The following is a 16862-nucleotide window of genomic DNA, read 5'->3' on the forward strand; positions in this document are numbered from 1 at the left end:
CTGCCCTCGCTGCGTGTGGTGTCTACCGGCTCTTTCACGTTGAGGATTTCTCGTTTTCGATAATGGTTTCAATAAAGTCGTTCTCTTCGGTCGCCACAAGGTCCTGTAACAGGGCGTCCTCTTCTTCGGCCACGGCCTCCGCTTCCTCCATCACCATTTCTTTTGGCAGCGTAAACCCGGTCACCGAGTGTCGAAGCTGAGAGGCCATCTCCGCCAGCTTGCTGATCGAGTCCGACGTCGCACTGGTGTTTTCTGCCGTTTGCGCGCTGATTTCCTGCAGTACGCTCATGTTACGCGTGACGTCCGAGGCCGCCGTGGCCTGTTGTCGAGCAGACCCGGAAATGTTTTGTACCAAACTGGCAATCTGATTCGACACTTTTTCGATTTCGTCGAGGGCCGCGCCCGCGTTTTCAGCCAGCAGCGCGCCGCTCACGACATCGGTTGTGCTGCGCTCCATCGAGACGACCGCTTCATTGGTGTCGGCCTGAATGGTTTTGACCAGCACTTCGATTTGTTTAGTGGCGTTGGTGCTACGTTCGGCGAGCCGTTGCACTTCGTCGGCCACCACACCAAAACCGCGACCAGCTTCGCCGGCCATCGACGCCTGAATGGAGGCGTTGAGCGCCAAAATATTGGTTTGCTCGGCAATGTCGTTAATCAGTTCAACGATGTTGCCAATTTCTTGAGAACTCTCACCGAGGCGCTTAATACGCTTCGATGTGTCTTGAATGGTCTCCCGAATGGTGTTCATCCCGTCGATCGTGCGACGCACGGCCTCACCGCCCTTGTGCGCAATTTCAACCGAATGACGTGTCACTTCGCTGGAGCGTTCGGCATTGCTCGACACCTGCTCGATGGAGTGGGCCATCTTTGCAATCGAATCGGTCGCCGACGCCACTTGTTTGGATTGGTTGTCACTGGCCTTGGCCAGATGGTTGGCTGAGGCCTGTGTTTGGCGAGCGGCAGAATCGACTGACTCGGCCGCACCATCGATGGTCGACACGAGGTCGCGCAAGGCCTCGATCGCGTAGTTAATCGCATCCGCAATCGCACCGGTGATGTCCTCGGTTACTGTGGCTTCCACCGTCAGGTCGCCGTCGGCCAGATCACCCATCTCGTCGAGCAGACGCAAGATGGCTTCTTGCTGTTTATCGGCCACATCCGAGCCCGTCTCTACCGCTACCGGTGGCTCTTCAGGGCGTGATCGCGCGCCGATCATCAGTCCCAGAGCCGACAATAACGCGCCACCGAGCAATGCGAGTGGTAACCACGACGACTGCCACCATGAACTCGTACCGGCTTCGGCGCGCACGCTGCCCAAACGCAGATTCAACGCACGAGCAGCTGTATCGATTTGCGCCGCCGCGAGCTGCGTTTCTTTTGCCGCCTCCAACGCGGTAAGCGTGTTACCCAACTCTTGAGAGACACTGGCCATCGCGCTTTGCACGGCCGTCAGTTGAGACTGTTGCGCACCGCTCAAGGCCGGCACGCCAGCTACAGTGCCCGAGCCGCCAAAGCTGCTCACCACCTCGCGCAAAAACAGTTCCGGGTCTTGCATCGGTTTGGCCGTCAGCGCCAGTCCGCGCTGCTCCAGGGCCAAAACAAGCTGTTCGGCCTGTAACTCCACACGCTCGAGTACCGGCGAGAATTGCTGACGCTGTCGAGGCGTAAGCGCCGCGGTCACGTTACCCATTTCACTGAGCAATGCCCCAACGCGTTGGCTCGCAAGTGCGGCCGAGTCAAGGCTTCCGATGACCGCTTCTTGTCCATCGATCACCTTCTTAACGCTGGCAACGACCAACCCCCACGAGCCCGCAACACGTTCGGCATTGAGCCCATCGATACTCGCGGCGTTGCGCTGAACTTCTCGCTGATTCATGAAACGACTGTTTTGTTTTTTCAGTCGCTCAAAGGCCGCTTCTTGTCCATTCACGGCTTCTTGCGCATCCAGTGCGGCGGTGAGCGCCTCGGATGACAGCGTCAAAAACTGAGCGTGCTGGCTCGCACCGGCTGCTTCACGATTGCCCAGCACATGGAGAGCGGCAGCCGCAATCAACAAAATGCAGAGCAAGATGCCGAAAAACAGGGCGCTACCCGCCCCTCGCTCACGTCTCATCATGATTCAATACTCGTCCGTTAATGCGATTGTTGCCTGTTGCTTGAAGCACCGCTGCAAATGTGCCGCTAGTGCATTGCGGCGCCGTCGCCACCGCTATTAATCAGTTTAATGACATCGATCACCGCCCAATTGCTATCGTCCTGGGCAAAGGTGCCCAACACAAAATCGCTCAACGGAGAGGACGAGCGCGGCGCCATCGTCATCTTGGCCGGAAAGCGGCGAAAGCCGAACACTTCATCCACGACGATCGCCACCGGCGCCGGCTCAATATTAATCAGCACAATGCGGCTATCTCGACCGATGAGCGTCGGTTGATCACCACAGTACAAACGCACATCGATGACCGGAAACAGCGTGCCGCGTACGTTCGACAACCCCAGCATCCAGCGCCGAGAGCCCGGAACGCGCGTGGTGGCCGGTTTCTTGAGCACTTCGAGCACCTGCTCTTGGGGAACCAGGTAGTTGATACCATCAATCGCGACACCAACTCCCACCCATTCGGTGCGCGCTTTTTGCACCTGCACGTCGGCGGCGCGCGCGCGGCTTTCCATTTCGCGCAGCAGCGCGAACGGTTGATCGGATAATCCGGACAGACTTGACTGCGTCATAATCAGGCCAGTGCAGCCGCCGTCTTTTCGATGAGGTCAGCCGCGGAAAAAGGCTTAACGATATAATCGACAGCGCCTTGTCGCATGCCCCAAATGCGGTCCGTTTTTTGATTCTTGGTGGTCACCATGATCACCGGAATATCGGCGGTGGCCGGATCCCGACTCAATTGCCGTGTGGCCTGAAAGCCGTTTAGGCCAGGCATTACCACATCCATAAGAATCAGATCGGGCTGCTTGTCGCGCGCGATTTGAACACCCACTTCGCCGCTTTCGGCCGATAGGATGTCGTAACCCTCACTCTCGAGCGCCGCTTTGATCACGTGCACCTCCGTCGGTGAATCATCAACGATAAGTACGACTGGCATGGTTTCTCCCGACAGACTGCTAGCGACCGACGTGACGCTCGATAGCGCCCAGCAGTTCGTCTTTGGTAAAAGGTTTGGTGAGGTATTGCTCCGAGCCCACGATGCGACCCCGAGCGCGATCAAACAGTCCGTCTTTACTCGACAGCATGATGACCGGCGTGCTGCGGAACACTTTGTTGTTTTTGATCAGCGAACAGGTTTGGTACCCGTCCAGTCGAGGCATCATGATGTCGACGAACACGATGTCAGGCTGGTGATCAGCGATTTTCGACAGTGCGTCGAACCCGTCTTCAGCGGTAAACACATCACAGCCTTCTTTCGACAACAGCGTCTCCGCCGTGCGTCTGATAGTCTTACTATCGTCAATGACCAGTACTTTCAAACCGGATAGATCGTTGGGATTGGATGTCACACTGATTGTCCTCGAACGCGAGCCTGCCGGGCTCTTCTGATGGCAACGTCGTCACGCGCGACGCCACCTCGAAGGGATAAACTGGTCCGGCGCATTAAGCGCTGTGACCAGAGAGTGATAAACTACCATGCTCTCAGGTGTTATTGACTGAAAAGCAACGTGTTTTTGGCGATTACGCCTACCTTTTAACACATTGGAAGCCGCGCTTCCATTTGCCCATTCAAGAATTCGCGCATTGTCCGTGAAAAGACCCGTTCACTGCGCTGATCGTCCGGCCAAGGAGTATCGATTTTGACAACAACCAACCGCGTGATGGGCATCATTATGGACCCCATCGACGCCATTAAACCGGTCAAGGATTCCAGTTTCGCCATGCTGCTCGCTGCTCAGCGAGCCGGCTATGCGATACGGTATTTCAATCTCAATGACTTGCGGCTGGAGCGTGGTAGGGCCCTCGGCAGGAGTCGGGCGCTCACGGTACGTGACGACCCCAACCACTGGTTCGAACTGGACGACGAGCGCGATGCACCGCTCGGCGAGCTCGATGTCATCCTAATGCGCAAAGATCCGCCCTTTGACATGGAATACATCTATGCGACCTACATTCTCGAGCGCGCTCAGGCGCAGGGCGCGCTGGTGGTCAACAATCCCTCGAGCCTTCGCGATGTTAATGAGAAGGTCTATACCGCTTGGTTTCCCGAATTTTGTCCCGATACGTTGATCACCCGATCCATGGACGATCTGCGCGCATTTCACGATCGACTCGGAAAAATGGTGGTCAAGCCACTGGATGGCATGGGTGGTGCCTCGATTTTTGTGGTCAATGAACACGACGGTAATCGCAACGTGATTTTCGAGACGCTGACTGAGTATGGCCAACGATTTGCGATGGCCCAGCAATATCTGCCCGAGATCAAGGACGGCGACAAACGCATTTTGATCGTCGATGGCGAACCGATTCCCTATTGTCTTGCGCGTATTCCCGGCGCCGACGATGCGCGTGGCAATCTGGCGGCGGGCGGCACCGGGCGGCCCCAACCACTCAGCGATCGCGACAAAGCCATTTGTGCGGTGGTTGGTCCTGCGATGCGCGAACTCGGCCTGTTGTTTGTCGGGCTTGACGTCATCGGCGACTACATTACGGAAATCAATGTGACGAGCCCAACCGGCATTCGCGAACTGGACGCCGGCTACGATCTGGACATCGCCGGCACGCTGATGGCAGCCATCGGCAAACGTCTGGACGCCTAGTCGCCTGTACCCTCGGTCACCCGCCCATGCGCATCAGAGCAATGTGCGACCGCATCCCCGGTTGGCGGGTGCCGATCGGGTGGGCGCGATGACAGACCGACGGAATCCGGCCCTCCCCACTCTCTTTGGCCTGAAAGTCGGCGCGCTCACGCTGCTGTTGGCGTTCACGCCGTCGTGCATCGAGCCCCCACCGCGTGTGGTGACCATCGACTTTTTGGCGTTCAGCACCACCGTGTCCTTGAGTGTCTATGCCCCGTCCAACGACTTTTACCTCACGACAGTGCCCGCCATCGAAGCCCGTTTGGCGACGCTCGACACGCGATGGCGAAGTTTCGGCGACGGCAGTTTGGGTCGCCTCAATGACGCGCTCGAACGCTCCGACTGTGCCACCACCGACGCCGATACCCATGCGCTGATCGTGCGTGCACTCGATTATCGCGTGCGCAGCCAGGGCTTATTTGACCCGACTTTAGGCATTGAAGTCGATCACCATGGATTTCGTGACACGGCTCAAACAGAGCGCGCCGAATTACCAACGCGCAAAGGCGCTGTGTCGATCACCGATTCAACGATATGCGCCGACGGGCCCGTACGTCTCGACTTGGGTGGCATCGCCAAGGGCGCCATCGCTTTGGATCTGGCCACACTTCTACGCAACCACAATGCACCCGACGCGATCATCAACCTCGGGGGTGATTTGCTGGTGCTGGGAACACGCGGCCCACAACCGTGGCGCGTGGCCATTCAACATCCGCGCGCGCCTGGCGTCATCGCCACGTTCGATGTGCACGATGGCACCGCCGTATTCTCGTCGGGGGACTATTTTCGACGACGACCCGCGCCGACGCTGGAGCACGCCGATCACGACGGTTCGGCGCGCGGTACGGCGGACATCGACGCCGTCCGCGCGAGGCCACGTGACGATGTTGGACCTCACCATATACTCGACCCCCGAACAGGCAACCCGGCTCGTGGCGCCATCGCCACCACGGTGATGCATTCTGATCCGGTCTTGGCCGACGTGGCCGCCACCGCGCTAATGGTGGCCGGGCCTCAGTCATTTGAAGAGATCGCCGCACGGCTTGAGATCGACGAGGCCCTACTGATCGACGCCGAGCTCGCGGTGCACCGACTGCCCGGCACGAGCGTCGAACTGCCGATACGCTTGCGCTGACGGCAGGGCGCTCAAAGGCCTAATTTGGGGTCAGAAAGAAGACCCGCGTCACAGATCCGACTGCCACCGGATGAGTCTGGCCGGTATACTGGTCGTTCGCATGAACACCCGTCTTTCAAAAACCGGTGCAGGGCGCGATCAATGAATCTCGTCGCGACACCCAACCAAAACGACAAGCTTGTGACGGCGCTGTTTATCACGGGGCTGTTGCACGGCGTGCTGATTCTGGGTGTTAGTTTCGACTTCATGCCGCCGCCGAATTTTCTCGGCAGCCCGTCGCTGGAAGTGATCTTGGTCCAGGATCCCAAGCAGAGCGACCTCGCGCCGGATGACGCCCACTACCTGTCCGAACAAAACCAGAGCGGCGATGGCACCACCACTGAAAAAGTACGAGCGGAATCGCGGCTGAGTAATCGCGCACCGATGTCTAACGCGGGCACCGATGAAGGCAACGCCATCCAGTCCAATCCTGCCGCCGCCAAGAACGACGTCAGCCTGATTGTCTCCCGCAGTTTGTCCGAACACTCGAAACTGAGCCTGCGCGAACGCGAGGACAGCCAAACCGAGGCAACCGAAGCGATGCTCATGCGGGAAACGGAAAACGCGCCCGATTTGGTCAGCGAGTTCGATGACAGCACGCAAATTCACAGTCCCGAATTGCGCGAACTGTTTGTGTCAGTCAACACAAAAAAAACCGAGCTCGCGCGCTACTTAGTGATGTGGAAACGCAAAATCGAACAGGTGGGTACGCTCAACTTTCCGAACCAAGCGCTGCTGCAAGGACTGTCGGGCAACCCCACGCTCGAGGTCGCGATTTCCGCCAACGGTTTTTTGGAGGATGTGGTGCTACGTCGCTCATCGGGCGAACCACGCGTCGATCAAGCAGCGATGAATATTGTGCGCCTCGCCTCTCCGTTCGAGCCTTTTCCCGCGGAAATTCGTAACAAATACGACGTGATGCGATTTGTGTACATTTGGCAATTTGTGGACGGTGAAGCGCTCGATGGGGCCGTGAAACTACCGGCGGCAAACTGAGTCTGAGACTAAGAGACCGACACGGTTGTCGTCGGTTTTCGTGCTCATCAATTGGGGGTACCATAAAGGCTATGACGCACTTTGCTAATCAGTTCATGATCGCCATGCCGGGACTTCAGGATCCTGGGTTTTCGCGCACGGTGAGCATTATTTGCGAACACAACGAACAGGGCGCGCTGGGGCTTGTGCTCAACCGGCCGAGCGATATCAATGTCGGAGAGCTGTTGGCGCAAATGGATCTGACCACGGCCAATGACCAACTGGCTGCGCAAGCGGTGCTCCATGGCGGCCCAGTTTCACGGGATCGCGGCTTTGTTCTGCACGAGGAACGCGGCCCATGGGAATCGACCATGAGCGTGTCACCCGATCTTCAGCTCACCACCTCGCGGGATATCCTCGAAGCCATGGCCAACGGCGAAGGCCCAACGCGCGCCGTCATGACAGTGGGATATGCGGGCTGGAGTGCGGGCCAATTGGAAGAAGAAATGACAGCCAATTCATGGTTATCGGCCGATTACTCCTCTGACATTCTGTTCAACACCCCGGTCGAGCAACGTTGGTCGGCCGCCACTGCCCTTCTGGGCATCGACCCGCATCAAATTACCGGCGAGGCCGGCCACGCGTGAGTAGCGCCGGCGCCGTATCCACGGTGATGGCGTTTGACTATGGCAAACGACGCATCGGCGTCGCGGTGGGTAGCACGTTGATCGGCACCGCCAACCCCTTGACCACACTCCACCATACGGGCGACCCCGACTGGACAGCGATCGACAAGCTCGTGCGCGAGTGGGGACCCGACCTGCTGCTGGTTGGCCTACCGCTTATGCTCGACGATTCTCCGAGCGCAAACACCGTCGACGCGGAGCGTTTTGGCGCAAACCTGCAAGAACACACCGGGCGCAAGGTCATTATGGTGGACGAAAAGCTCTCGTCCGCCGCCGCGCGGGATGAAATTCGAGCGCGCCGACAGGCGGGAATGGCCAAGCGCACGCAACCGGGTGATATAGACAAATTTGCTGCACAAGTCATACTACGCACCTGGCTTAATCAACGTGGCGGACGTCAACCGGAGAACGGTGACGGATAACTCATGCAGCACTTTGTTTCGATTCAAGATTTAACCCGCCCTGAACTCGAAGCACTGATTGATGATGCCGCCCGCCGAGCCTCAAAGCCCGTGCGTCACGACACCTCTTTGGCTCATATCTGTGTGGCCAGCTTATTTTTTGAGAACAGCACGCGCACACGCGTGTCGTTTGAGCTCGCGGCAAAGCGCCTCGGGGCGCATCACGTCAATGTTGATCTTGCCTTGTCCTCACGATCCAAAGGCGAATCCGAATGGGATACCGTCGCCACGTTGCAGGCGATGGGAATCGACCAGCTAGTGGTGCGCACGTCAACGGTCGGACTACCGGCGATGCTCGCTGAAAAAGCCAGTCGCGTTCAAATCATCAATGCCGGCGAGGCCAACGTGTCTCACCCGAGCCAGGCACTGCTGGATTTGGTCACGCTCAAGCAGCGCAAAGGACGCATTGACGATCTATCGATCGCCATCATCGGCGACATCGCTCACTCGCGCGTAGCACGCTCATTTGTTCAGGGCGCATCCAAGCTCGGCTGCCGTGATATCCGATTGGTCGCGCCGAGGCAATGGCAGGCCAGTCGCGAGGACTTTGCCGGCTTATCGTTTACCGACGAACTGGCGCCCGCCATCGCCGACGCCGATGTCGTGATGGCCTTGCGCATTCAAAAAGAGCGCCTCGATAAAGACGATGAGATGGACCTGGACGACTATCGCGCGCGTTTTTCGTTGACCACTGAACGCCTAAAAACGGCGCGCGACGCACTGCTTGTGATGCATCCGGGACCCATTAATCGCAACGTCGAGCTCAGTGATGCCGTCGCCGATGGCCCGCAATCGGTAATTGAGGAACAGGTGGCCATCGGGGTGTCGGCGCGTATGGCCATCTTAAGTGCACTCGCGGAGCATCGCGCATGAACGGCACGGCCAATAGCCATCGCAACACCATCTTTGTCGAAGAGGCGCGCATCCTGAGTCAGGATGTGTACAGCGACGAGCAGTTTATTCTGCGCGTACACGCACCCAAATGTGCGGCGGCGGCCCTGCCCGGCTCGTTTGCGCACGTAACCTGCGACCCGACGCTGCCGATGCGACGACCACTCTCCATTATGCGCGTAGACGCCGACCAGGGATGGGTCGACTTTCTGTATAAGATCGTGGGTGATGGACTGCGGTTACTATCCTTGCGCAAACCGGGCGATTGCCTAAGTGTCATGGGCCCAATTGGCAAGCCATTTGTGCTTCATCCCGAGCGCCCCCGGCCTCTGTTGCTCGGAGGCGGTGTCGGTATCCCACCGATGGTGTTCCTGGCCGATGCGCTCCGCGATGATACGGATTACTCCCCGGTTCTGTTCATGGGCTCAGAAGTGCCGTTTCCCTTTGAGCTCACCACCTCAGCGCTGCCCATGCCCGGCATCGAGCCCTCGATCAATCAGACTCTAGCGCTTCTCGAGCGCTGGCAAATCCCAGCCCGCCTTACCTCGCTTCAAGGGTATGACGGCTGTTTCGAGGGCTATGTGACGCAGGCAGCCGCGTCTTTTCTCGACACCCTGGACGATGCGGCGAAAAAAGACATTGAGATATTCTCCTGTGGTCCCACACCCATGCTCGAAGCGGTCGCGAAACTGGCACGTGACTACCATCTGCCTGCGCAGGTTTCATTGGAAGAACACATGGCGTGCGCCGTTGGGGGCTGCGCCGGCTGCGTCGTTCGCGTCGAGAACGACCAGGGCGTGAGCATGCAGCGAGTGTGTGTGGACGGTCCGGTTTTCGAAGCACGCGACGTTTTTCCCGCCGCGTAGCACTCCAACCTAGCCGAAATTGATTTTCGTTTCGAGATTGGCGCGTGAATCGGCCGCGCTGAGCGCCGCTTCGAGCGTCACGCGACCTTGCTTGTAGAGTTCATAGAGCGACGAATCAAACGACTGGATGCCATTCTCGGATGACTCGGCTACCGCCTCTTTAATCGCGTCGATGTCGCCCTTAAGAATCTGCTCTTGAATATGCGGTGTATTGAGCATGATCTCGATGGCCGCACAGCGCATCCCGTTTTTCCCGGGCACCAGACGTTGTGAAATTATGGCGCGCAAATATTGCGACAGATCCATGAGAATCTGCGCATGCTGCTCGGTAGGAAACATATTGATGATGCGATCGAGCGTTTCTGCGGTATTGTTGGCGTGGAGTGTCGACAGACACAAATGCCCTGTACCCGCCAGCGCAAGTGCCGACTCCATTGTTTCGCGATCGCGAATCTCACCGATCAAAATCACATCCGGCGCTTCGCGTAACGCGCTTTTCAGTGCCCGCGCATACGACATGGTATCGACCCCGACTTCACGCTGATTAATCAGGCAGTTCTTATTCGGGTGAAGAAACTCGATGGGATCTTCAATCGTTAAAATGTGATCGCTCGATGATTCATTGCGGTGATTAATCATGCCCGCAATGGTGGTTGACTTACCGGAGCCCGTCGCGCCGACCATCAAAATCAGACCGCGCTTACGCATGATGAGATCTTTGAGAATGGGCGGCATGCCGAGCTCGTCGAGGCGCGGTAAATCGGACGTGATGTAGCGCAACACCATCGCGACGTTGCCGCGTTGATGAAAGATGTTAACGCGGAATCGACCGAGCCCTGGTTCGGAGATGGCGAAATCAATCTCAAGCTCGCGCGCGAACTGATCGAGCTGCTCCTCATTCATCAGACCAAACGCCGCTTGTTTCACCATCTTGGGCGTCAGCTCTGTGTTGTTCACGGGGATAATCCGCCCATCGATCTTAATTTTGACCGGCGCGTAAGTTGTGAAAAACAGGTCGGAGGCTTTTTTCTCCACCATGAGTTTGAACAGGGGCTTGGTATTCATTGCGTCTCAGTCAGTGCGGTAGAAGTGTGACGAACAGCGAAGATCAATCGGCGCGTCGATGCGCGACGTTAAAACTGTTTAGCGTCCGGTTCGTGCTCCATGATGCGCAGACTTTGACCGCCTTCATCCTGAGCTTTGAATTCACGTTTGCTTTCCAGCTTGATACGTAATCGAAGTTCGTTCTTCGAGTCAGCGTTGCGCAACGCTTCCTCATAGCCGATCGCTTCTTCCTCGTACAGATCGAACAACGCCTGATCAAACGTCATCATGCCGAGGCGGTTGGACTTTGCCATTACCTCTTTAATTTGCGCCACTTCTCCCTTAAAAATAAGATCGGAAATAAGTGGCGAAGCGAGCATGATCTCCATAGCGGCTATCCGGCCCACGTTGTCCGCACGCGGAATCAGTCGCTGCGAGACTAAGGCGCGAATGTTGAGCGACAAGTCCATGAGCAGCTGGTCACGTCGTTCCTCGGGGAAAAAGTTGATGATGCGATCAAGGGCTTGGTTGGCGCTGTTGGCATGGAGCGTGGCCAGGCACAAGTGGCCGGTTTCGGCAAATTGAACGCCATATTCCATCGTTTCGCGGTCACGAATCTCGCCGATCAAAATCACATCGGGCGCCTGTCGTAAGGTATTTTTGAGCGCCGCGTGCCAATTATCAGTATCCACACCCACTTCGCGTTGCGTAACCACACAACCCTCATGCGGATGAACATACTCAACCGGGTCTTCAATCGTAATGATATGACCGCGAGAGTTCTTATTTCGGTGTCCGATCATTGCAGCCAGTGTGGTTGATTTACCCGAACCGGTGCCGCCCACGATAATGACCAGCCCACGCTTGGACATCACCACTTCTTTGAGCACCGGGGGCAATTTTAGATCGTCGAACACTGGGATATCAGTAGTGATCGTTCGCAGCACCGCGCCCGTATTGCCCTGCTGAACAAACGCGTTAGCTCGAAAGCGGCCAATGCCTTTGGGGCTGACCGCAAAATTGCACTCTTTGTTTGCGTCGAATTCTTTGGTTTGTTTGTCGTTCATGATCGAACGCACCAGCATCGCGCTTTGCGATGCCGTTAACGGGGTCTGCGACACTGGTGTGATCACCCCATCGATTTTGATCGCCGGCGGGAAACCTGTGGTGATAAAAAGGTCGGATGCGTTTTTGGACACCATGCCGCGCATGAGGTCTTGCATCAATTTAATCGCTTGATCACGTTCCATGACGGGCTCCTGTTCCCCTGAGCTTAAAACTGCTCTTTATGGACAGCACGGAAACGTGCTTCTTCCCTGCTCACCACGCCCTTGCGGACAAGATCGAGCAAACACTGATCGAGAGTTTGCATGCCGGCCGCCTGGCCGGTTTGAATCGCCGAATACATCTGAGCGATTTTATTCTCACGAATGAGGTTCCGAATAGCGGGTGTGCCGATCATGATTTCGTGTGCCGCGACTCGGCCGCCACCGTTTTTCTTGAGCAATGACTGCGATATCACCGCGCGTAACGACTCAGATAGCATCGAGCGCACCATGTCTTTCTCGGCGGCTGGAAACACGTCGACTACGCGGTCAATGGTTTTGGCTGCGCTGCTGGTGTGCAGGGTGCCAAACACAAGGTGACCGGTTTCGGCGGCGGTTAATGCCAGGCGAATGGTCTCCAGATCGCGCATTTCACCCACGAGCACAATGTCGGGGTCTTCTCGCAGTGCAGAACGCAGCGCCTCGTTAAAGCCCAATGTATCGCGATGCACTTCGCGCTGGTTAATCAGCGACTTCTTGCTCTCATGTACGAATTCGATGGGGTCTTCCACCGTCAACACATGGTCGGGCTTTGTATCATTAATGAAGTCGATCATCGCCGCGAGTGTGGTGGACTTACCGGAACCAGTTGGTCCCGTTACCAGCACAATACCGCGGTTGGTCAGCGAAATATCCTTAAAAATTTTGGGCGCATCCAGGTCATCGAGCGTAAGTATCTTCGATGGGATGGTTCGAAACACCGCGCCAGCACCGCGATTGTGATTAAACGCGTTAACACGAAAACGCGCCAGACCTGGAATTTCAAACGAGAAGTCGGTTTCAAAGAACTCCTCATAATCCTTTCGCTGCTTATCGTTCATGATGTCATACACCATGCTGTGCACTTCTTTGTGCTCGAGCGCGGGCATGTTGATGCGCTTAATGTCGCCATCGACGCGAATCATGGGCGGAACGCCCGACGACAGATGTAAATCCGATGCGTCGTTTTTGACGGCGAACGCCAGTAGTTGTGCAATATCCAAGGCCATGCGCTGCGTGTCCCCTATGGGTTTCCCTGCGATAATCCGACGGCAACCGTGCGGTCGTCAGGGTTTAACTTAATACTGTATATCGGTTAAACCGAATGGTCATGCGTTTGCACCCCATTGGGGCGCACTTTTTCGCCTCAGAGGGGTCATTCAGGCCATACTGCGACGCCGCAGAACCGCTTGATGCGCTAGAGTATACCGACAATGTGGAGCAAAAAGTTTGACCCAAATCACACATAATCTGATGAATATTCAGGAAAGAATCGCCTCGGCGGCGCGCGCGAGTGGACGGGATCCAGCCTCGGTCAAACTGCTGGCGGTCAGCAAGAAACACCCTGCGGAGGCGATTCTCGACGCGCAGGCGGCGGGTCACATCCACTTTGGAGAGAACTTCGCGGCCGAGGCTCTCGACAAACAGCGGATCATCGACGCGCAAAATGCGCCCGCCGCCGCCGAGGCGCTTCGCTGGCATTTTATTGGCCGCATTCAATCCAACAAGGCGCGGCAGGTGGCGACCCACTTTTCGTGGGTGCATAGCCTTGACCGCGATAAAATTGCGCGCCGACTTGATCAATTTCGAGGTCCCGGTCAACCCCTAAACGTGCTCGTGCAAATCAACTTAAGCGATGATTCGACTCGGTCTGGGGTGCCCGTTGATGAGGCCCCGGCGTTTATCGAGCGAACCCGTGCGCTTCCCAGGCTACGCGTACGCGGCCTGATGGCCATGGCGCCCGCAACCGATGACTATGACGAACAAGCGGCCGCGTTCGCCAAAGTCGAGGCGCTCAGCCAGTCGCTTCAACAAAAATGGCCCGATCTGGTGGAACTGTCGATGGGCATGTCGGGCGACCTCGAGGCAGCGATCGCGCACGGAGCCACTTGGGTGCGAATCGGCACCGATGTGTTTGGCAAACGTCCCGTCGACTGACACACTAACACCGCGATACGACGCGCCGAAGCGGTAGGGAGTGGTCTTAACACCGACCGCATGGCGCGCCGAACGACACGCTGCGTGCGCGAGCACGTTGCCGTGATGCCGCCTTACCGTGATTGGCTTGACCGGCGGCACCCTTTTTTTACCGTGTCGAGTAACCGACACCCACGAGGCCCAACTCATGCAGACAATCCGTGTGACTTTTATCGGCGGCGGTAATATGGCCGGTGCCCTTATTCAGCGTTTGGCAACACTCACGCTGGAGAATGACGCGCCCGCCTATGCTTGTCGCGTCGCCGACCCAAGTCCCGAACAGCGGCAGCATTTGGCGACCTTACCCGGTGTCACGACCTTTGCGGATAATAATGAGGCGATCGAAGGGGCGGACTGCGTCGTGCTCGCGGTCAAACCACAAATTATGCGCGCGGTGTGCACAGAGGCGGCCACCGCGGTGGCGGCGACTACGCCCCTTATTGTGTCGGTGGCAGCGGGCATTGGTTGCGATCAGATGAGCCACTGGTTCGACGGCTATCGACGAGTGGTTCGAGTGATGCCCAACACGCCCGCGTTACTCGGCGTGGGTGCGACGGGTCTGTACGGCGACCGCGCGGTCACTGAAGCGGATCGCGCACTGGCGGACGCCTTGTTCAGCGCGGTCGGCGTCACGGCCTGGGTTGACCAAGAATCGCTAATCGATGCGGTCACGGCGGTATCGGGTAGTGGGCCTGCCTACTTTTTTTATCTGCTCGAAGCGATGGAAGACGCCGGTCGGGCCCAAGGTCTGCCCACAGCGATGGCGCAGACTCTGGCGCGTCAGACCGCGTTGGGGGCCGCGCACATGGCGTTGGCCGAACGCGATACACTCCATGCCGTGCGTGATCGGGTGACGTCACCAGGCGGCACCACTGCAGCAGCACTCGATGTCTTGGCGTCGCGCGACCTGCCGTCTATCATGCGGGAAGCCATGGACGCGGCCAACGCGCGCGCCGTCGAGTTGGCTCATGAATTTGGCTCGGACTAATCGGTTATGAACGCACTGATATTTATTTTGAATTTCGCCGGACAACTGCTGGTTGGGTTGTTTATCGTACGCTTTTTGCTGCAGCTTCATCGCGCCGATTTTCACAACCCGGTGTCGCAGGCGGTGGTCAGCCTTACCAATCCCCTCGTCATGCCGCTGCGCAAATTCATCCCCGGGTTCAAAGGCATGGACATGGCAAGCTTATTCGCGGCATTGATCATGCAGGTGCTCGTTATCATCGTGCTTGTGGTGGTGCAGGTTGGCAGTGTACCCGGTGTACGCTACTTGATCGTACAGTCCGTGTTCGGTCTGATCAGCCTTGTGCTCGGTCTCTACACCATCACCATTTTTCTCAGAGTCATCCTCAGCTGGGTCAATCCAGACCCGCGAAACCCGATCGTCAGCATTCTCTATAGCCTCACCGAGCCCATTTTGGCTCCGGCGCGGCGCTTCATACCGCCGCTAGGTGGACTCGATCTATCGCCGTTGATCGTTCTCGTGCTCATTCAGGCCCTGAGCATTCTTATTACTTCGGATATTCGCACGCTGTTCTAACGCGCTAACTCCCGCCGCCTGGCTTGCCAGATGGCCACAGTGAGCTATAGTGGGAGTCGAAACCTGACCTGACCATTGGGGAATCACATGCTCAACCGCTCTTTGCACATCGTCGCTATTGGCGTTCTGTTTGCGCTAACGGCGTGCCAAAAGGCACCTGAAACCCGCTCTGCCGAAAATGTACCGACGGCCAAACCCGCCGCACCACGTACCCTCGAGTCTGGCGACTATGTCGTCCACTACAACGCGGTCACAACCGATCAACTCCCGCAGGAAGCCGCTAGAGCATACGGTCTCTCTCGGAGCAAATCGCAAGTGTTACTCAATGTCGTTTTGCATCAGAAAACCGCGGGTTCGGACACGCAATCAACATCGGGTAAAGTCTCAGCGAAAGCCAATAACCTTACGGGACAATTGAAAAATCTTGAGATGCGAGAGATTCGCGATGGTGACGTGGTGTACTACATTGGCCAAACATCGATCTCTGACGGCGAATATTTGACGTTCAAAATCGAGGTTTTGCCCGACGGTGAAACGAGCCCCATAAACGTGACGTTTCAGCAACAGTTCCACACCGACTGACCCCGCACACAGATCACGTTTGACAGCCTCAAAATAGGGGTAAGCGCGCCGTCAGCGAACTAAAAAGTTTTGCAAAAACGCTTACACCTTGCGTCATCTTATGCTATTTTCCGCTGCGTAATTTGACTCTTGTTTTCATTCCACCATCCTGAGGGGATCGATTAATGGCTGCTAAGAAAAAAACAGCGGTAAAGAAGGCTCCTACAAAGAGCGAAATTCTTGCTCACATTTCCGACAAAACCGGCCTGACTCGTAAAGAAGTCAGCAGCGTGTTTGAAGAACTGGAAGGCCTGATCAAGAAAAACCTGGGCCGACGCGGTCCTGGCGTCTTCACCGTTCCTGGCCTGATGAAAATCAAAGTGGTCCGTAAGCCGGCCACCAAAGCACGTAAAGGCATCAACCCTTTTACGCGCGAAGAAATGGTTTTCAAAGCCAAGCCTGCACGCAATGTCGTGAAGGTACTTGCGCTCAAGAACCTGAAAGAAATGGTCTAAGACCGTACGCTTTCATCGCACGATTAAAAGGCCGGGCATTGCCCGGCCTTTTTCGTTTTTGTAACCACCCA

General features: G+C 56.8%; 19 protein-coding genes. 12 read left to right on the forward strand and 7 right to left on the reverse strand.

The genetic code is table 11. From position 1 onward, the window contains the following. Positions 1-34: 34 nt before the first annotated feature. The 4 genes from AAF465_06765 to pilG all read right to left on the reverse strand — a co-directional run bounded on the left by AAF465_06765 (position 35) and on the right by pilG (position 3504). Positions 35-2119, reverse strand: coding sequence for a methyl-accepting chemotaxis protein (locus AAF465_06765; protein ID MEM7082419.1), 2085 nt, complete (start codon positions 2117-2119; stop codon positions 35-37). Positions 2120-2184: 65 nt separating this feature from the next. Continuing rightward, complete coding sequence (locus AAF465_06770) at positions 2185-2727, reverse strand: chemotaxis protein CheW (GenBank protein ID MEM7082420.1); 543 nt, start codon at positions 2725-2727, stop codon at positions 2185-2187. 2 nt (positions 2728-2729) lie between these two features. Beyond that, positions 2730-3092, reverse strand: a complete 363-nt coding sequence (locus AAF465_06775; protein ID MEM7082421.1) for a response regulator — start codon at positions 3090-3092, stop codon at positions 2730-2732. A 19-nt stretch (positions 3093-3111) separates the two neighbouring features. Next, the gene (gene pilG, locus AAF465_06780) at positions 3112-3504 is read right to left on the reverse strand and encodes a twitching motility response regulator PilG (GenBank protein ID MEM7082422.1); all 393 of its coding nucleotides are present in this window, start codon (positions 3502-3504) and stop codon (positions 3112-3114) included. A gap of 312 nt (positions 3505-3816) precedes the next feature. Between pilG and gshB the strand changes: the two genes are divergently transcribed. The 7 genes from gshB (at position 3817) to AAF465_06815 (ending at position 9847) form a co-directional block, all read left to right on the forward strand. Beyond that, positions 3817-4755: a glutathione synthase gene (gene gshB / locus AAF465_06785; protein ID MEM7082423.1), complete on the forward strand. Its 939-nt coding sequence runs from the start codon at positions 3817-3819 to the stop codon at positions 4753-4755. A gap of 88 nt (positions 4756-4843) precedes the next feature. Next, a complete protein-coding gene (locus AAF465_06790; GenBank protein ID MEM7082424.1) occupies positions 4844-5929 on the forward strand; it encodes an FAD:protein FMN transferase in 1086 nt (361 codons plus the stop codon). Positions 5930-6070: 141 nt separating this feature from the next. After that, a complete protein-coding gene (locus tag AAF465_06795; GenBank protein ID MEM7082425.1) occupies positions 6071-6964 on the forward strand; it encodes a TonB family protein in 894 nt (297 codons plus the stop codon). Positions 6965-7026: 62 nt separating this feature from the next. Continuing rightward, the gene (locus tag AAF465_06800; protein ID MEM7082426.1) at positions 7027-7590 is read left to right on the forward strand and encodes a YqgE/AlgH family protein; all 564 of its coding nucleotides are present in this window, start codon (positions 7027-7029) and stop codon (positions 7588-7590) included. Beyond that, entirely contained in the window at positions 7587-8051 is a 465-nt protein-coding gene (ruvX, locus tag AAF465_06805) for a Holliday junction resolvase RuvX (protein ID MEM7082427.1), read from the forward strand. The genes AAF465_06800 and ruvX overlap by 4 nt, the downstream gene beginning before the upstream one ends. A gap of 3 nt (positions 8052-8054) precedes the next feature. Continuing rightward, a complete protein-coding gene (locus AAF465_06810; GenBank protein MEM7082428.1) occupies positions 8055-8963 on the forward strand; it encodes an aspartate carbamoyltransferase catalytic subunit in 909 nt (302 codons plus the stop codon). Continuing rightward, positions 8960-9847, forward strand: a complete 888-nt coding sequence (locus tag AAF465_06815; protein ID MEM7082429.1) for a dihydroorotate dehydrogenase electron transfer subunit — start codon at positions 8960-8962, stop codon at positions 9845-9847. Before AAF465_06810 ends, AAF465_06815 begins: the two co-directional genes overlap by 4 nt. Positions 9848-9856: 9 nt before the next feature. On the opposite strand, the gene AAF465_06820 is transcribed toward AAF465_06815, so the two are convergent. The 3 genes from AAF465_06820 to AAF465_06830 form a co-directional block, all read right to left on the reverse strand. Beyond that, a complete protein-coding gene (locus AAF465_06820; protein ID MEM7082430.1) occupies positions 9857-10912 on the reverse strand; it encodes a PilT/PilU family type 4a pilus ATPase in 1056 nt (351 codons plus the stop codon). A gap of 68 nt (positions 10913-10980) precedes the next feature. After that, positions 10981-12141, reverse strand: coding sequence for a PilT/PilU family type 4a pilus ATPase (locus AAF465_06825; protein MEM7082431.1), 1161 nt, complete (start codon positions 12139-12141; stop codon positions 10981-10983). Positions 12142-12164: 23 nt separating this feature from the next. Continuing rightward, positions 12165-13199: a type IV pilus twitching motility protein PilT gene (locus AAF465_06830; GenBank protein MEM7082432.1), complete on the reverse strand. Its 1035-nt coding sequence runs from the start codon at positions 13197-13199 to the stop codon at positions 12165-12167. A 226-nt stretch (positions 13200-13425) separates the two neighbouring features. On the opposite strand from AAF465_06830, the gene AAF465_06835 reads away from it, so the two are divergent. From AAF465_06835 to AAF465_06855, 5 genes are all read left to right on the forward strand, one after another. Beyond that, positions 13426-14133 carry a YggS family pyridoxal phosphate-dependent enzyme gene (locus AAF465_06835; GenBank protein MEM7082433.1) on the forward strand — a complete coding sequence of 236 codons (708 nt, stop codon included), beginning with the start codon at positions 13426-13428 and terminating at the stop codon, positions 14131-14133. A 187-nt stretch (positions 14134-14320) separates the two neighbouring features. Continuing rightward, positions 14321-15160: a pyrroline-5-carboxylate reductase gene (proC, locus tag AAF465_06840; GenBank protein ID MEM7082434.1), complete on the forward strand. Its 840-nt coding sequence runs from the start codon at positions 14321-14323 to the stop codon at positions 15158-15160. A gap of 6 nt (positions 15161-15166) precedes the next feature. Beyond that, entirely contained in the window at positions 15167-15715 is a 549-nt protein-coding gene (locus AAF465_06845) for a YggT family protein (protein ID MEM7082435.1), read from the forward strand. Positions 15716-15802: 87 nt separating this feature from the next. Next, positions 15803-16297 (forward strand): DUF4426 domain-containing protein, encoded by a 495-nt coding sequence (locus AAF465_06850; GenBank protein MEM7082436.1) that lies wholly within the window; start codon positions 15803-15805, stop codon positions 16295-16297. A gap of 164 nt (positions 16298-16461) precedes the next feature. Then, complete coding sequence (locus tag AAF465_06855) at positions 16462-16791, forward strand: HU family DNA-binding protein (protein MEM7082437.1); 330 nt, start codon at positions 16462-16464, stop codon at positions 16789-16791. The last annotated feature ends 71 nt before the right edge of the window (positions 16792-16862 follow it).

It is taken from the genome of Pseudomonadota bacterium (assembly GCA_039028935.1).
GTDB lineage: Bacteria > Pseudomonadota > Gammaproteobacteria > Steroidobacterales > SZUA-146 > SZUA-146.